This window comes from Streptomyces sp. NPDC047000, assembly GCF_040644295.1.
Taxonomy (GTDB): Bacteria; Actinomycetota; Actinomycetes; order Streptomycetales; family Streptomycetaceae; genus Streptomyces.
Genome location: NZ_JBEYWE010000011.1, coordinates 112221 through 127844 on the forward strand (window position 1 = coordinate 112221; position 15624 = coordinate 127844).

Genomic DNA, 15624 nt, shown 5'->3' on the forward strand with positions numbered 1-15624 from the left:
ACGTGAAGAGACAACCCCCGGGGAGGATCCGGATGTCATTGCCGGACGAGTTCCACGCCATCGCGAAGCGCGTCAACAACTGGGGGCGCTGGGGCGCCGACGACGAACTCGGCACCCTCAACCTCATCACCGACGACGTGGTGCGCGAGGCCGCCGCCTGTGTCCGCAGCGGGCTGCGCGTACCGCTCGCGCTGCCCCTCCGGGAGGACGGTGTGCAGACCGGGATGATCCCCGGCCGCGTCAACCCTCTGCACGCGATGGTGCAGATCAACCAGGAGATCTTCGGTCCCGGCACCGTCGCGTGCAGCGACGACGCGGTGACCATGGGACTTCAGGCCGGCACCCACTGGGACGCGCTGAGCCACGTCTCGCACTCGGGGCGGCTCTACAACGGGCGTCCGGCGGAGACGATCACCGCGCACGGGGGCGCCGCGTTCGCCGGCATCGACAAGGTGCCGCACATCGTCTCGCGCGGCGTGCTGCTCGACGTGGCGCGCGCACGCGGGGTCGACCGGCTCGACGGCGGCCACGCCGTGACCCCGGAGGACCTCGACGCCGCCGAGGAACTCGCCGGGGTACGGGTCCGCCCCGGTGACGTCGTGCTCGTACGGACCGGGCAGGTGCAGGTGTACCTGGCCGGTGACAAGCATGCCTACGGCTATCCGTCGCCGGGGCTCTCCGTGCGGACGCCGGAGTGGTTCCACGCGCGCGATGTCGCCGCCGTCGCCAACGACACGCTCACCTTCGAGATCTTCCCGCCCGAACTCGACGACCTCTGGCTGCCGGTGCACGCCCTGGACCTGGTCGAGATGGGGATGCTCCAGGGACAGAACTGGAATCTCGAAAAGTTGTCCACAGCCTGTGGACAACTCGGCCGGTACGCGTTCCTGCTCTCCGCCATGCCGGAGCCCTTCACCGGGGCGACGGGAACTCCGGTGGCGCCGGTGGCCGTTCTCTGAGCGGCGGCACGGACGCGCGAGGGCCGGGCCGGCGGCGCGCCACCCCCGTCCCCCTCGCGCGCACCGCCACCCGCACGACCCGCGTTCGCCGAGGACCCCGTCGCCATGGCCCTCGCCGTCCCCTCGCGGCGAATCGCTGCGACAAGCGTGGCCAAGCGGTCACACGCCGTCAACATCGGGAGGGGGGTGCGCCGGTCACGCCTGATTCGCGGGCACCGCGCACGGGAGCACGTTCCGGCGCACCGGCCGACGCGGGCTAGACCGCCTCGTACGCCAGACCGTCGTACGCGAGGCCGTCGTACGCCGTGACGCCGATCCCGAACGAGGACGTGATCCCCGCCGCCGCCCCCGACCGCTTCTTGCAGCGGTCGAGTTCGCACCAGATGCTCTTGCCCGCGCCCTCCGCGCTCCAGCCCCAGCGGTCGGCCAGGCCGTCGACGAGGGCGAGGCCCCGGCCGCCCGTGGCGTCGCCGTCCACGCACCGCGGCACCGGCGCGCGGGTGCTGGCGTCGGCGACCTCCAGACGTACGGGTGCCGAATCGGCGGCGGCGCCCGGCAGGAAGAGCCGCAGCACGGCCGTGCAGCCGGTGTGCACGACGGCGTTGGTGACGAGTTCGGAGACGAGCAGGATCAGCGTCTCGGCCAGCGGTTCATCGACCGCTATCCCGGACCCGGCCAGCCTCGAACGGGCCCAGCTGCGGGCTCGCCCCACCTCAGCGGGGTCGGGCCGGATCTCCAACTGCACCTGAAGCACCTGCACCGCTCACACCATCCGAACCGGCGGACACATGGGCTCGCGCCACATGAGCGCCATTACGCGCGCCATGACGAAGGCCACGATCGTAGCCATTTCGCGCAGGGCCGAAACGCCGGCCACCACGGCGGTCACGGATCGTGACTCCCTTGCAGAACAGCTTGGTTGACGTACAGTCACCTCTACAAGCGCTTCGGGCATATTCCAGCGCGAAGGAGTACTCGTACGGCATACTGTGCGACGCTCGTCCCGACGAGTCGAACGGACGGGGGCCGGACCCGCTCCCGCCCTGCGTGCGGTGGCATGCGCCCTCGGACGCGGGGTCACCGGGGCGACCGCGTCAGCATGGCTCATGCTCCGCACCACTCGCATCCCACAGAAGGTACCGGAGCGGGCGGCCGACTCCATGACGTGACAAGTCACACCTAGGACACAACCCGGTATCAACGCTCCGTGATTCCGGTGTGCCACGATCCGCGACATTCTCGGCGACCGGCCGTGTCGCGGTCCTGCGGCGGCCCCGGACGGGGCACCGGCGCGGTGCCTCAGGCGAGCAGCCCGGCGGCCAGCGTCTCCGCGCACTCCGCGGCGGTTCCGCCACGCGACGCCCGCACCCAGGCGCGTTTGAGGTGCAGATGGACCTCGCTCTCCCAGGTGAAGCCCATTCCGCCGTGGACTTGGAGGCAGTCGCGCGCGCCCTGGAGGGCGGCCTCGTCCGCGAGCAGCCGGGCCGCGGCGATGTCCGCCGGGTCCGCGGTGACCGCCGCCGCGTACACGGCCGCGCGCGCCGGCTCGGTGCGCACCAGCATGTCGGCGCACAGATGCTTGACCGCCTGGAAGGCCCCGATCGGCTGCCCGAACTGTTCTCGCGCCCGGGCGTGTTGCACGGCCAGCTCGCAGCAGCGTCCCGCGGTGCCGAGCTGTTCGGCGGCCGTGAGGAGGACGGCGAGCGGATCCGGTGGCGATGACGGCACGGGGGTGGCGGGCACGGGGGTGGCGGGCACGGGGGTAGCAGGCACGCGGGGGGCGGGCACGCGGTGCAGGGGGGTCAGCGGGTCCACGGACCGCAGTGCCACGGCCCCGGTGGCGTCGCCGCGTACGGTGTCCGCCTCGGCCAGCCACTCCACGAGGCCGGAGGAGTCCACGGCGGTGACGACCGTCTTCCCGTCGGCCGCGCCCGGCACCTCGCCCGCCGCCAGATGCGTGGCGATCAGCGGTCCGGGGAGCAGCGCCCTGCCCGCCTCCTCGAACATCAGCACCGCCTCCGGGAGGCCCAGTCCGGCCCCGCCGTCCGCCTCGGGCAGCCGCAGCGCGAAGAACCCGGCCGTGCCGAGCTCCCGCCACAGCCGCCGGTCCAGCCGGGGGACGCCGGTCCCAGGGCCGGGCACGGAACCGGGCACGGGGCCGGTCGTGGCATTCGCCGCCGCGCGCAGCGCCTCCGGTCCGAAGCGCCGCGCCAGCAGCTCCCGGGCCCCCGCGCGCAGCGCCCGCTGGTCGTCCGTGAGGCGGAACCGCACGGCGTTCACCGTCCTTTCGGCAGCCCGAGGATGCGCTCGGCCACGATGGTCCGCTGGATCTGTGAGGTGCCGGCCGCGATGGTGTACGACAGGGACGACAGGCGGTCATGGGTCCACGGCCGGTCCAGGTCGAGCCGGCCGGCGGGGCCCAGCACCTCGGCCGCGGTGTCGTAGAGCCGCTGGCGGGCGTGGGAGTAGCGCAGCTTGAACACCGAGCCGCCGACCCCCGGTATCCCGCCGCCCCCGCGCCCGCTCCCGCCGACCGAGGCCCCGGTCCCCGCCTCGCTCACGTTCCACTGCGTCAGCCGCCACAGCGCGCGGAACTCGGCGTCGAGCCCGCCGAGCGCGCGCCGCAGCACCGGATCGTCCCAGCGGCCGTTCGCGTGTGCCTCGTGCGCGAGTTCGCGCAGCACCCTGCGGCAGGCGACGACCTCCCCGGCGAACGCCGTACCGCGTTCGAAGGACAGGGTGACCATGGTGACGCGCCAGCCGTCGTTCTCGTCCCCGACCCGGTTGGCCACCGGCACGCGCACCTCGTCGAGGAACACCTGGGCGAACTCGGCGGATCCGGCGAGGGTCCGCAGCGGCCGTACGGTGATGCCGGGGGCGTCCATGGGCAGGGCGAGCCAGGTGATGCCGCGGTGCCGGGGGGCGGCGGGGTCGGTGCGGACCAGGAGTTCGCACCAGTCGGCGACCTCGGCGTGGGAGGTCCAGATCTTGGACCCGGTGACCACGTAGTCGTCGCCGTCGCGTACCGCGCGGGTGCGCAGCGCGGCGAGGTCGGAACCCGCGTCGGGTTCGCTGAAGCCCTGGCACCAGACCTCGTCGCCGCGCAGGATCGGCGGCAGCCAGCGGTCCCGCTGGGCCTCGGTGCCCTCGACGGCGATGGTCGGCCCGGCGTGCAGCAGGCCGACGAAGTTGGCGCCGACGTAGGGGGCTCCGGCCCGTTCGGTCTCCTCCAGGAAGATCAGCCGGGTGGTGGGGGACGCGTCCCAGTGGACGTGGGCGTACCCGGCGTCGTGCAGCATGCGCTGCCAGCCGAGGTCGTAGGCGCGCCGGGCGGGCCAGTCGGTGGCGGGCGGCTTGGGCGGGAGGCCGGGCAGCGCACCGGCCAGCCACCGGCGCAGCCGGGCCCGGAACTCCCGCTCCCGCGGGGTGTCCGTGAGGTCCATCGGCGCCGGCCGCCTACACGCCGGAGCCGGTCTGCGGGGCCTTGTCGAGGTCCAGGTCCAGCATGCGGATCGCGTTGCCGCGCATCAGCTTGTGGACGGTCTCGTCGTCCAGGCCCTTCACATGGTCGAGGGCGACCTCTTTGGTGTGCGGGAACGTCGAGTCGACGTGCGGGTAGTCGGTCTCGAAGGTGGCGTTGTCGCGGCCGACGACGTCGAGGGACGCGACGCCGTGCTTGTCGCGGAAGAAGCAGCAGTAGATCTGCCGGTAGTAGTACGTGGACGGCGGGTCCGGGATCAGATCGCGGACGCCGCCCCAGGCGCGGTGCTCCTGCCAGACGTCGTCGGCGCGCTCGAGGGCGTACGGCACCCAGCCCATCTGGCCCTCGGAGTAGGCCAGCTTGAGGCGCGGGAACTTCACGAGGACGCCGCTGAAGAGGAAGTCCATCATCGAGGCCATGGCGTTGTTGAAGCTGAGGGACGCCTGGACGGCGGGCGGGGCGTCCGGGGAGGCGGCGGGCATCTGGGAGGACGAGCCGATGTGCATGTTGACGACCGTGCCGGTGTCCTGGCAGACCGCGAAGAACGGGTCCCAGTACCCGGAGTGGATGGACGGCAGGCCGAGGTGGGTGGGGATCTCGGAGAAGGTCACCGCGCGCACGCCGCGGGCCGCGTTGCGGCGGATCTCCCCGACCGCGAGGTCCACGTCCCACAGCGGGATCAGGCACAGCGGGATCAGCCGGCCGCCGCTGTCGCCGCACCACTCCTCGACCATCCAGTCGTTGTAGGCGCGCACGCAGGCCAGCGCGACCTCCTTGTCGTGCGCCTCGGCGAAGGTCTGACCGCAGAAGCGCGGGAAGGTGGGGAAGCAGAGGCTGGCCTCGACGTGGTTGAGGTCCATGTCCTTGAGCCGCTCGGCCGGGTCCCAGCAGCCGGGGCGCATCTGCTCGCGGGTGATGCCCTCCAGGGTCATCTCGTCGCGGTCGAAGCCCACGGCGGCGATGTTGCGCTTGTACGGGAACTTCAGGTCCTCGTAGATCCACCAGTCGGTGAGCTGGCCGGCCGGGTCCATGGTGATCTGGTACTTGCCGCCGACGTAGGCGAGTTCGCCGATGCCCGCGGTGAGCGGGTGCGGGCCGCGGTCGCGGTACCGGGCCGGGAGCCAGGTGTCGAAGAGGTGGGCGGGCTCGATGACGTGGTCGTCGACGCTGATGATGCGGGGCAGGTCGGTGGTGGTCCCGCCCGCGGCGGGACCGGGGGTTTTGGGGGCTCCGCTCCCGGCGGGGCCGGAGGTTCCTTCTGCGGTGCGGCCGGGGGTCCGGCCGGTCGTGCCGTCTGTCATGGGATGCCCTCCGCCCGGCGTCCGTGGACGCCTGTCCCTTCCCGATTTTTCTGATGGTGCGTCAGATACGACGTGCCCAGCAGGCTAGTCCCGCACCCCTGGACCGACAAGGCGCCCGGCCCTACGCTCTCCGCGAGATCTGACGCAGCGTCAGCTGTGTTGCCGGCCATCAGCCACGCAGGGGGCCCACGTGACCGACACCGCGCACACTCTGAGCACCTCCCGCACCCTCTGGGACCTGCTGGACCGCCGTGCCGCCCTCACTCCCGGGCGCCCCGTGCTGCTCCAGGACGACCGCGTGCTGACCTTCGGCGGGCTGCGCGACCGGGCCGAGCGGGTGGCGGCCGGGCTGTACGGCAGGGGCGTCCGGCCCGGCACGGTCGTCGCCTGGCAGCTGCCCACCCGGATCGAGACGGCCGTGCTGTCCTTCGCGCTGGCCCGTCTCGGCGCCGTGCAGTCGCCGGTGATCCCCTTCTACCGCGACCGCGAAACCGGCTTCGCGCTGCGGGAGTCGAAGGCCGCCTTCTTCGCCGTGCCCGGGGTGTGGCGCGGCTTCGACCACACGGAGATGGCGCGGCGGCTCGGCGCCCGGGGGATCTTCGAGGTGTACGGCCCCGGCAGCCTGCCCGACGGCGATCCGGCCGTGCTGCCGCCACCGCCCGCCGAGGGCACCTCGGTCCGCTGGATCTACTGGACCTCCGGCACCACCTCCGCGCCCAAGGGCGTCCTGCACACGGACCGGTCACTGATCGCCGGCGGCTCCTGCCTCGGGCACGCGCTGCGCCCGGCGCCGGACGACGTGGGCTCGCTGGCCTTCCCGTACGCGCACATCGGCGGGCCCGACTACACGGTGATGCTCCTGCTGTACGGCTTCCCGGCGGTCATGCTGGAGCACTTCGCGCTGCCCGGGGCCCTGGCGGAATACCGGCGGCACGGGGTGACCGTCGCGGGCGGCTCGACGGCGTTCTACTCGATGTTCCTCGCCGAGCAGCGCAGACGGCCGGGCGAGCGGATCGTCCCGACGCTGCGGCTGCTCGCCGGGGGCGGCGCGCCCAAACCGCCCGAGCTCTATCACGCGGTGGTCCGTGAGATGGGCGTGCAGCTCACCCACGGGTACGGCATGACCGAGGTGCCGATGATCACGATGGGGGCGCCGGACGACACCGCCGAGAACCTCGCCACCACCGAGGGACGGCCCCCGGACGGGATGGAGATACGGATCGTCGACGGCGAGGTGCGGCTGCGCGGGGAGGCCGTCTGCCAGGGGTACCTGGACCCGGCCCAGACGGCCGACGCCTTCGACGCGGACGGCTTCCTGCGCACCGGTGACCTCGGGCGGCTGACCGCCGGCGGCCATCTGGTGCTCACCGGGCGGCTGAAGGACGTCATCATCCGCAAGGGCGAGAACATCTCGGCGAAGGAGATCGAGGACCTGCTCGCCGCCCACCCCGCCGTCGGCGACGCGGCGGTGATCGGACTGCCCGACGCCGAGCGCGGGGAACGGGTCTGCGCGGTGGTCGAACAGCCGCCGGGAACCGAGGCGCTGACGCTCGGCGCGGTGACGTCGTACCTGCGCGCGGCAGGGCTTGCGGTGCACAAGCTGCCGGAGCAGCTGGAGCTGGTGGACGCCCTTCCCCGGGGCGACACGCTGCGGAAGGTGCTCAAGTACAAGCTGCGGGAGCGCTATTCCGGCACGGTGAAGTAGCGGGCGAACGCGGGCACGATCTCCTGTTCGGTCACCCTGCCGTCGCCGTCCGCGTCGAGCCCGGCGGCCACCGTACGGGCCAGGTCCTCCCCCACGCCGAGCGCCCGGAGCACCCGTACGGTGTCGTCCACCGCCGCCGTGCCGTCCGGGTCGGCGACCAGCTGGAGGGCCGCGTGCAGGAAGGGGCGCGCGATCTCGGCGAACCGGTCGGGGTTGTCGCGGAGCCGCTTGACCGCGCCGGTCACGAACTCGGTCCGGGTGATGCGCTGGTCACCGTCCCGGTCGGCCATCCCGGCCATGCCCTGCCAGAACGCCTCGGCGCCCGCGTACAGGGCCTGGCCCTTGTCGGAACGGGCCGCCGCGCCGAACTCGGCGAGCAGCGCCTTGGCCGCCCCGCTGAAGTCCTCCCGGTCGATCCAGCCGTTGCCGTCCTGGTCGAACGTGGCGAACCTGGCCGCGATCCTGCGTTCGTACTCGCTGCTGACCATGGGTTTCGGACCACCTCACGTCGCGTAGGGTCATCTGGCACGGAGCGTACGACGCCGCGAGGCGTCCGCGAGCCGGAAAACGGCGTTTGTGCCAAGACCGGGGGAATTCCGGGACAACTGTGTGATCCCGGCGCACGACCGGCTGTACCGTCGGGCGGCCCGGTCGGGTGCGGTCGCCGGGTGCCGCGGTCGGGTGCGGTCGCCGGGTCCCGTCGCCGGCTGCCGTCGTCAGGCCGACAAGGGGTCCGGTTCCTCCTCGACCGCGCTCGCCACGTCCGGGTAGACGGTGAACAGCCGCCGTACGCCCAGCGCCCCCAGCACCCGGTTGACGTGCGCGGCCTCGGCGCCGTCGTCGGCCGGCAGGACGATCCGCAGCCGGCCCTGACAGGCGCGGATCAGCCGCCGGGCCGCGATCAGCACGCCGACACCGCTCGAGTCGCAGAAGTACACGCCCGACAGATCGACGACCAGGCTGTGGCGGCCCTCCGCCACCACGTCGTGCACCCGTTGACGCAGCGTCGGCGAGGTCATCAGGTCCAGCTCGCCCACCACCCGGAGCACGGCCCACCCGCACTCGTCGTCGCCGGTCACCTTCAACGCCACGGCCACGCCCTCCGCTCGCCGGATCTCGCGGAACCACCCGGAAAACCCGGAACCCGAAAAACCCCGAAACCACCCGGAAACGGAAGCAGTTCCTACGCCTGTTTCCGCGCGGCTGCCCACCGGCCGTTCCCTGAAACGCAACACGACAAACCAAAAACGATCAATGAAGGATTCGTTTCGGTCATCCCCGTTCTTGTTCAATCTTGTGTCATGTCGGCCGAGTTCCTCTACCACCTGGCGGGCCGCAGGGGGCGCACATTGCCACAAAGGGGCGTGCGCCGCTGGTCGTGCCGACTACATTCGGGGGGACGGCGCCCCTGTGCCGGACACGGCACGACCGCATGACGAGCGAACGACGAAGGTACGGGCGAAGGTACGGGCGAGGAAGGGGAGGGGCCGCGGATGCCGCAGGACACGCCGCACCGCTGGGACCTCAGGATGCAGCAGCGGCTCGCGCACGGGGAGGCCGCCGCCCTCGGCGAGCTCTACGACCGGTTCGCCTCCCTCGTGCACGGTCTCGCCCGGCGCATCCTCACGGACGAAGGCGCCGCCGACACCGTCACCCGTGAGGTGTTCGCCCACGCCTGGGAGCACCCGGAGACCTACGACCCCCGGCAGGGACCGCTGCGGTCCTGGCTGGCCGGGCTGGCCCACCGGCTCGCCGTGCAGCGGCTGCGCGCCGCCGGGGCCGAGGCGCTCGCCCGGGGCGGGACGGGCTCCGAGGAGGAACTGGAGCGCACGGTGCGCCGTGCCTCGGCCGCCGCCCGCGCCGACTACATCGTCCAGTCCATGCCCACTCCGCTGCGGGCGGCCCTCGAACTCGCCTACTTCCAGCGCCGCGACTACCGCCAGACCGCCGCCGACCTGGGCGTCACCGAGGACGAGGCCCGCCGCAGGCTCCGCCTCGGCCTCCAGCTCCTGTCCACCGCCCACGACACCGGCGCCCGGCCGCCGGAGCAGGGGGGCGGGGCATGAGCGGGGAGGACGAGTTCGACGAGCCCGACGAGTACGAGGGGCAGGAGGGGCACGAGGGGCACGAGGGGCACGATCCGTACGGGAGGTACGGGGAGAGCCGTCCCCGCGGCGAGAGCCCCCGCACCCGTATCCCCACCCCGCGCGCCTCGGTCGAGGACACCGGGCTGCCCCTGCCCGACCTGGACGTGCCGCCGGCACCGCCCGAACCGGCCGCGCCCGCCCCGCTCGTCCTGCCCCACGGCGTACTGAAGGCCCTGCTCGGCGCCTGGGCGCTGGCCGCCTGCTCCCCGGCCGAGACGGCGGCCGTGGAGGACCACCTCGGCGACTGCGGCCCCTGCGCGGACGAGGCGCTGCGGCTGCGCGACGCGGTCGGCCTGCTGCATCCGCCGGAGAGCCTGGACCTGGACCCGGCACTGCGCACCCGGGTCCTGGAGGGCTGCCTCGAACTGCGGCCGCCACACATCCCCGTACCGGGCTGGGCGGAGCCGTACGACGCGGAGACCGCGCGGCTCGACGCCCTGTTGCAGGACATCGGCGACGCCGAGTGGCACGCCCCGGTGCGGCTGCGCTGGTTCGAGGACGGGGCACCGGCCTCCCGCCGTACGACGGTCGCCGGGGTCATCGCGCATCTGCTGACGGTCGACGGACTGGTCGCCGCCGCCCTCGGTCTCGACGACCCGCTCGGTGAGACCGGCGCGAAGAGCACCGGCCCGACGGCGCGCACCGAGGCGTACTGGCGGGCGTCGTACCTCCCGCCGACCCGCGCCGTACGGCCGCACTGGCGGCGGCAGAGCCACGACCTGGTGCGCTCGGCGTCGTTCGCCGGGGACAGCGGTGAACGGCTCACGGTGCCCTACGGCGACTTCGACCTGCCGCTGCGCGACGCGCTGCTGGACCGGGCCTTCGAGTGCTGGGTGCACGCGGAGGACATCGCGAACGCCGTGGACTACCCGTACGAACCGCCCGCACCGCGCCATCTGCACCGGATGATCGACCTCGCGGCCCGGATGCTGCCGCTGGTGCTCGCGGCACGCCGCCGGGCCGGGCTCACCGCGCCCGCCCGGGAACGCCATCTGGTCACCGTCGGCAGCCCCGGCCGCAGCCTGCGCCTGGAGATCGAGGGAGCGGGCGGCGGCCAGTGGCTGATCCCGCTCGACTCCCCCGGCGCGACGGCGTCCGCCGAGCACGAGGTGGCCCATGTCGCGCTGGACGGCGTGGAGTTCTGCCGCCTGGCGGCCGGCCACGTGTCACCCGAGGAGGCCGCCGCCGGTCAGCTCGGCGACCGGGCGGCGATCAGGGACGTGCTCTTCGCGGCGGCGTCACTGAGCCGGCTGTAGAACGGCGGCGTCACTGAGCCGGCTGTGGAACGGGCCGGCCCACCGGGCGGAGCCGGCCGGGCGGGACCGTCGGCGGGTCAGGCGAAGACGACCGTGCGGCGGCCGTTCAGGAGGATGCGGCGTTCCGCGTGCCACTTCACCGCCCGCGCCAGCGCCTGGCACTCCACGTCGCGGCCGAGGGCGACCAGCTGGTCCGGGGTGACGTCGTGGCCGACGCGCTCGACCTCCTGCTCGATGATCGGGCCCTCGTCGAGGTCGGCCGTGACATAGTGCGCCGTCGCGCCGATCAGCTTCACGCCCCGGGCGTGCGCCTGGTGGTACGGCTTGGCGCCCTTGAAGCTCGGCAGGAAGGAGTGGTGGATGTTGATGATCCGGCCGCTGAGCTGCTTGCACAGGTCGTCGGAGAGGACCTGCATGTAGCGGGCGAGCACCACGAGTTCGACGTCCTGCTCCCGCACGATCTCCAGCAGCCGCGCCTCGGCGTCCGCCTTGGTGTCCCGGGTCACCGGGATGTGGTGGAAGGGCACGTGGTACGACTCGACCAGCTCGGCGAAGTCGGTGTGGTTGGACACCACCGCCGCGATCTCCACGGGCAGCGCGCCGGTCCGGGCGCGGAAGAGCAGGTCGTTGAGGCAGTGGCCGAACTTGCTGACCATGAGGACGACGCGCATCCGCTCGTCGGCGCGGTTGATCTGCCAGTCCATGTGGAAGGTGTCGCCGACCGCCGCGAAGCTGGCGCGCAGCTTGTCCACCGTCGCCGTGGTCTCGGCGGTGAAGTGGACCCGCATGAAGAACAGTCCCGTGTCCTGGTCGCCGAACTGCTGGCTGTCGACGATGTTGCAGCCGGTCATGAAGAGGTAGCTGGACACGGCGTGCACGATGCCCTGCTTGTCGGGGCAGGAGAGCGTGAGGACGTACTGGCCGGCGCGGACCGCGGTGGCGGGGCTGGACTGCTCGTTCATCCGGACAGCGTCCCATATTCCGGCACCCGGGCGGACCGCCGGTCCACCGGCCGGACCGGGGCCGGGCGGGCCGGGGCCGGGCGGGCCGGGGCCGGGCGGGCCGGGGCTACGCGGAGCGGGTCATGATCCGCAGTACCTCCAGGGTGCGCGGGGGTTCGTCGGGGTTCTCGCCGTCGGCCATCGTCATCCGGACGTGCGCGTCACGGGCGGCCCGTACCGCCTCCGGCCAGCCCTGGTTCTCCATGTACACGGCGACGGGCGCGTCGGGCCCGACCTGGTGCATGATCCGCAGCACCCGCAGCACCGCCGTGTCGACGAGCGCCGCCTCCTGCGAGTCGCGGAAGATGGTGCCGACGTACTTCTCGGCGGACCAGTTGTCCAGCCAGGTGTCCTCGACGAGACGGTAGACGGCGTCGGTGACGTCGCCGTAGCCTTCGACGCCGGTCAGCCAGACGTCCCGCTGGAACGCAGGGTCGGAGAGCATGTGCAGCGCGGAGCGCACATTGCTGCGCCAGCGCCACCACGGCATGTCGTTGAGGGGCATACCGCCCATGGTGGCCGAGCGACGGGGGCGGCGGGAAGAGCTGTCCGGACCTTGCACGGTCATCGATCGTACGTGTCCTGGCCGTAAAGCCGTAACGACCCCCGTAATTCACCTCTCGGTCACCTTCTCTTGACTTTCGGTCACACCCGGGTTGGCCGTGTGGGGGAATCGTGTGGACGCATGACCGGCAGGCGACTCAACCGCAGCACCTTCCCCCACCGCCCCACCCGCCCCGTCAGAACAGGCCCCGCGCTCGCCGCGGGAGCCCTGGCCGTGTGCGCCTCGCTCACCGCCGGATGCGGGACCGTTCCCGGACTCTCCGGGGGGTCGGCGGACGACAGCATCACCGTGATGACCTGGGCCCCGGAGAACACCGACGCGACCAACAAACCCGGGATGCCCGCCCTGGCCACCGCCTACGCGCGCTGGCTCAACGCCCACGGCGGCCTGGGCGGCCGTAAGCTCAAGGTCCTGACCTGCAACGACCACAACCACGCCGTGGACGCCGCCAAGTGCGCCCGGCGGGCCGTCAACGAGAACGTCGTGGCCGTCGTCGGTTCCTACAGCCAGTACAGCGACTCCTTCCTCCCGCCGCTCGAGGGCGCCGGCATCCCCTACGTCGGCGGATACGGCGTCACCAACGGTGAGTTCACCAGCCCCGTGTCCTACCCCGTCAACGGCGGCCAGCCGGTGCTGCTGGCCGGCCTCGGCAAGGCGATGGCCGCGCAGTGCGGTCCCCTCACCCTGATCCGGCCCGACAGCATCGCCGGCGACGAGCTGCCCCAGCTGCTGGACGCGGGCCTGACGGCGGGCGGTCACAAGGCGGCGGCCGACCAGCTGGCCGCCGAGGACGCCACCGAGTACGGGCAGCAGGCCGACAAGGCCCTCAAGCAGTCCACCGCCGACCCGGCGAAGAAGGGCTGCGTGGTACCCGTGCTCGGCGACCGCACGGCCACCTTCATGGACTCCTTCCGCCGTACCCGCGAGGACTTCCCCGCGGTGCAGACCGGCACCGTCATCGGCAGCGCCGACCAGACGGTGATCAACGAGACCGGCGGCGCGTCGAGCCCGTACGAGGACTCCTACATCGCGAGCTGGTACCCGGCCGCCACGGACGCGCGCTGGAACCGGATGAAGAAGGTCATCAGCGAGGAGGCCTTCGGCGACAACCGCATCGACCCCGCGGACGCCGGGGTGCAGACCACCTGGATCGCCTTCACGGTGTTCAAGGCGGTCGTCGACTCCCTGCACGGCCAGGTCACCGCCAACGCCGTGCGGCGGGCCATCGACAACGGCCTCAAGATCGGCACCGGCGGGCTGACGCCCACGCTGCACTGGGAGTTCTCCAACAAGCTCGCCGGTGTGGGCTTTCCGCGGCTGGTCAACGCCGACATGAATCTGCAGGTCGTGAAGAACGGCCGGCTGACGGCGGCACGGGGCGACTTCATCGACGTCACCAGGACACTGGCGGACGCCGAGCTGGACTGACGGCGCCGCCGCACCGCGGCCGACAGGCCGGCGGGCCGGGCACATCCGCGAGGGATGCGCCCGGCCCGCCGCCGTATCAGCCGGTCGGCGTATCAGCCGGCCTCTGCCGGTCTCAGCCGGTCGGCGTCACAGTTGGGTGCGTTCGCGCTGGGTGAGGCCGTACTGCTTCGCGATCGGGTTCCACAGCTGGGCGGCCTCGGTCTTCTGCGTGCTCGCGGTGCCGCTCGCCACGTTGCCCGCCTGGGTCTCGCCGGTGGTGCGGGCCTGGCCCTTGTGGCAGCCCTTGCGGTTGGCGGCGACCTGGTCGGCCCAGTTCGCGTAGTGGGAGTCGGCCGACGCGGACGCCTGCCACGCCTTGGTGAGGGCACTGGCCAGCGCCGCGTTGTTCGGCAGCTTGTCGACGGACAGCTGGGAGAGCCGGGTGACCAGCTGGGTGCGCTGTTTGGCGGCGGCGCGCAGATCGGAGGCGGCGCCGTCGAGGTTGTCGCACCGCTTCACGTCCGCCACGGCGTTGATCACCGAGGTACGGCTGTTGCCGCTGTCGGCGAGCAGCTTGTCCAGCGCGACCGCCTGCTGCTTCACGGGATCGGCACCCTGCTGCGAGGCGCCGTCGCTCGCGGCGGCGGTGTCCGCGACGGGCTTGCCGTTCGTGTCGTCGCCGCCCCCGCCGCCGCCCCCGCCCATCAGCGCGCCCGCGCCGATACCGATGACCACGATGCCGATCCCGATCGCGGCGATCAGCGGCACCCGCGAACGGCTGCCGCCGTCACCACCGCGCCCGCCGCGGCCCGCGCCACGCCCACCGCTGTCGCCCGGACCCTGCGGGGCTCCGTGCGGGGCGTACGACGGCTCGGCGTACGGCGCCCTGCCGTACGGCTGCTGCCCGCCGGGCGCGTTGCGCTGGACGCGCGGCATCTGCGGGGTTCCGCCGGCGGCGCCGGACCCGGAGTCGCTGCGGAAGAGGTTGTCGAACTCGGCGGGGGGCTGCGTCTCACCGCCGTACGGCCCGGCGGGCACCGGGGAGATGTACTGCGTGGGCTCGGCGTCGGGGTGCGCGGCACCGGGAGGGGACGCCGCGCCGGATATCTCCGGGGGCAGCGCGCCCGGCGTCACCGGCGGCAGCAGCTGGGTGGCGCCCTCGGGCACACCGCCGGCGGGAACGGGCGGGATGTACTGCGTCGCACCCTCGTCGGCGGGGGCGCCGTAGGCCTGGCCGGCCGGGACCGGGGGGATGTACTGGGTGGCACCCTCGTCGGCGCCGGCCACCGGGGGGTAGCCGTAGGCCGGTGCCTGGGGCGCGGGTGCCTCGGGCGGCAGGGCGCCGGGACCGCCGCCCCAGCCGCCGGACACCGGTGCCGGGGTGTGCGGGTGGTGCTGGGGCTCGGGATCGGAGGAACCCCAGGTCAGGGCGGACTGCTCCGGCCAGATCTGGGTCTGCGGGTCGGGGGCGGTGTGCGGGTACCGCTGCTCGGGGCCCCAGGGCTGCCCCCACGCCTGACCGGCGGGCGGCTGCCGGTCCACGGGCGGCTCAGGCATGGTCCCGGGCAGCAGGGGTTCGCTTCCGTCGGAGGGCAGCACGATGCCTTCGCGCGCGGGCCGCGCCGAGGGCCGTTCGCCCTGTCCACTGTGCGTCACCGGGACTCCTACCACTGGGGAACCTGCGAAACCGTCGGCCCACGCTACCGGGTCCCCCAACCCCACTGCCACGCAGCACAGCCCCACCCGCACCCAAAACCGGCCCCCACACACAGGGACGCGGGGAACTGCGCACCCAGCCCCCA

General features: G+C 72.9%; 15 protein-coding genes. 5 read left to right on the top strand and 10 right to left on the bottom strand.

From position 1 onward, the window contains the following. Positions 1-32: 32 nt before the first annotated feature. Positions 33-959: a cyclase family protein gene (locus ABZ862_RS19375; protein WP_360959589.1), complete on the top strand. Its 927-nt coding sequence runs from the start codon at positions 33-35 to the stop codon at positions 957-959. Between the two features lie 256 nt (positions 960-1215). Here the strand turns inward: ABZ862_RS19375 and ABZ862_RS19380 are convergent, their stop codons facing one another. From ABZ862_RS19380 to ABZ862_RS19400, 5 genes are all read right to left on the bottom strand, one after another. Further along, the gene (locus tag ABZ862_RS19380; RefSeq protein WP_360959830.1) at positions 1216-1704 is read right to left on the bottom strand and encodes an ATP-binding protein; all 489 of its coding nucleotides are present in this window, start codon (positions 1702-1704) and stop codon (positions 1216-1218) included. 18 nt (positions 1705-1722) lie between these two features. Continuing rightward, positions 1723-1848: a hypothetical protein gene (locus ABZ862_RS19385; RefSeq protein ID WP_360959591.1), complete on the bottom strand. Its 126-nt coding sequence runs from the start codon at positions 1846-1848 to the stop codon at positions 1723-1725. Between the two features lie 410 nt (positions 1849-2258). Further along, positions 2259-3230: an acyl-CoA dehydrogenase family protein gene (locus ABZ862_RS19390; protein WP_360959593.1), complete on the bottom strand. Its 972-nt coding sequence runs from the start codon at positions 3228-3230 to the stop codon at positions 2259-2261. 5 nt (positions 3231-3235) lie between these two features. Further along, entirely contained in the window at positions 3236-4402 is a 1167-nt protein-coding gene (locus ABZ862_RS19395) for an acyl-CoA dehydrogenase family protein (protein WP_360959594.1), read from the bottom strand. Between the two features lie 13 nt (positions 4403-4415). After that, positions 4416-5741, bottom strand: a complete 1326-nt coding sequence (locus ABZ862_RS19400) for an amidohydrolase family protein (protein WP_360959596.1) — start codon at positions 5739-5741, stop codon at positions 4416-4418. Positions 5742-5931: 190 nt separating this feature from the next. On the opposite strand from ABZ862_RS19400, the gene ABZ862_RS19405 reads away from it, so the two are divergent. Beyond that, positions 5932-7446, top strand: a complete 1515-nt coding sequence (locus ABZ862_RS19405; protein ID WP_360959598.1) for an AMP-binding protein — start codon at positions 5932-5934, stop codon at positions 7444-7446. On the opposite strand, the gene ABZ862_RS19410 is transcribed toward ABZ862_RS19405, so the two are convergent. Together ABZ862_RS19410 and ABZ862_RS19415 are read right to left on the bottom strand one after the other, a co-directional pair. Next, positions 7425-7934, bottom strand: a complete 510-nt coding sequence (locus ABZ862_RS19410; RefSeq protein ID WP_360959600.1) for an EF-hand domain-containing protein — start codon at positions 7932-7934, stop codon at positions 7425-7427. The genes ABZ862_RS19405 and ABZ862_RS19410 overlap by 22 nt on opposite strands. Positions 7935-8162: 228 nt before the next feature. Continuing rightward, entirely contained in the window at positions 8163-8543 is a 381-nt protein-coding gene (locus tag ABZ862_RS19415) for an STAS domain-containing protein (protein ID WP_360959602.1), read from the bottom strand. A 396-nt stretch (positions 8544-8939) separates the two neighbouring features. On the opposite strand from ABZ862_RS19415, the gene ABZ862_RS19420 reads away from it, so the two are divergent. Both ABZ862_RS19420 and ABZ862_RS19425 read left to right on the top strand, forming a co-directional pair. After that, a complete protein-coding gene (locus ABZ862_RS19420) occupies positions 8940-9512 on the top strand; it encodes a sigma-70 family RNA polymerase sigma factor (RefSeq protein WP_360959604.1) in 573 nt (190 codons plus the stop codon). Continuing rightward, entirely contained in the window at positions 9509-10849 is a 1341-nt protein-coding gene (locus tag ABZ862_RS19425; protein WP_360959606.1) for a maleylpyruvate isomerase N-terminal domain-containing protein, read from the top strand. The genes ABZ862_RS19420 and ABZ862_RS19425 overlap by 4 nt, the downstream gene beginning before the upstream one ends. Before the next feature lie 77 nt (positions 10850-10926). Here the strand turns inward: ABZ862_RS19425 and purU are convergent, their stop codons facing one another. Together purU and ABZ862_RS19435 are read right to left on the bottom strand one after the other, a co-directional pair. Further along, positions 10927-11811 (bottom strand): formyltetrahydrofolate deformylase, encoded by an 885-nt coding sequence (gene purU, locus ABZ862_RS19430; protein ID WP_360959608.1) that lies wholly within the window; start codon positions 11809-11811, stop codon positions 10927-10929. A gap of 106 nt (positions 11812-11917) precedes the next feature. Continuing rightward, positions 11918-12418: a hypothetical protein gene (locus ABZ862_RS19435; protein ID WP_360959610.1), complete on the bottom strand. Its 501-nt coding sequence runs from the start codon at positions 12416-12418 to the stop codon at positions 11918-11920. Between the two features lie 117 nt (positions 12419-12535). Here ABZ862_RS19435 and ABZ862_RS19440 point away from each other — a divergent pair, with 117 nt between their 5' ends. Continuing rightward, the gene (locus ABZ862_RS19440) at positions 12536-13843 is read left to right on the top strand and encodes an ABC transporter substrate-binding protein (protein WP_360959612.1); all 1308 of its coding nucleotides are present in this window, start codon (positions 12536-12538) and stop codon (positions 13841-13843) included. 126 nt (positions 13844-13969) lie between these two features. On the opposite strand, the gene ABZ862_RS19445 is transcribed toward ABZ862_RS19440, so the two are convergent. Further along, entirely contained in the window at positions 13970-15478 is a 1509-nt protein-coding gene (locus ABZ862_RS19445) for a hypothetical protein (RefSeq protein ID WP_360959614.1), read from the bottom strand. Positions 15479-15624 lie beyond the last annotated feature (146 nt).

What these genes read in the sequence shown, in the direction of transcription:
- ABZ862_RS19375 (WP_360959589.1), top strand. Translation starts at nt 33, where the DNA reads ATGTCATTGCCGGACGAGTTCCACGCCATCGCGAAGCGCGTCAACAAC.
- ABZ862_RS19395 (WP_360959594.1), bottom strand. Translation starts at nt 4,402, where the DNA reads ATGGACCTCACGGACACCCCGCGGGAGCGGGAGTTCCGGGCCCGGCTG.
- ABZ862_RS19400 (WP_360959596.1), bottom strand. Translation starts at nt 5,741, where the DNA reads ATGACAGACGGCACGACCGGCCGGACCCCCGGCCGCACCGCAGAAGGA.
- ABZ862_RS19410 (WP_360959600.1), bottom strand. Translation starts at nt 7,934, where the DNA reads ATGGTCAGCAGCGAGTACGAACGCAGGATCGCGGCCAGGTTCGCCACG.
- ABZ862_RS19420 (WP_360959604.1), top strand. Translation starts at nt 8,940, where the DNA reads ATGCCGCAGGACACGCCGCACCGCTGGGACCTCAGGATGCAGCAGCGG.
- ABZ862_RS19425 (WP_360959606.1), top strand. Translation starts at nt 9,509, where the DNA reads ATGAGCGGGGAGGACGAGTTCGACGAGCCCGACGAGTACGAGGGGCAG.
- purU (WP_360959608.1), bottom strand. Translation starts at nt 11,811, where the DNA reads ATGAACGAGCAGTCCAGCCCCGCCACCGCGGTCCGCGCCGGCCAGTAC.
- ABZ862_RS19435 (WP_360959610.1), bottom strand. Translation starts at nt 12,418, where the DNA reads ATGACCGTGCAAGGTCCGGACAGCTCTTCCCGCCGCCCCCGTCGCTCG.
- ABZ862_RS19440 (WP_360959612.1), top strand. Translation starts at nt 12,536, where the DNA reads ATGACCGGCAGGCGACTCAACCGCAGCACCTTCCCCCACCGCCCCACC.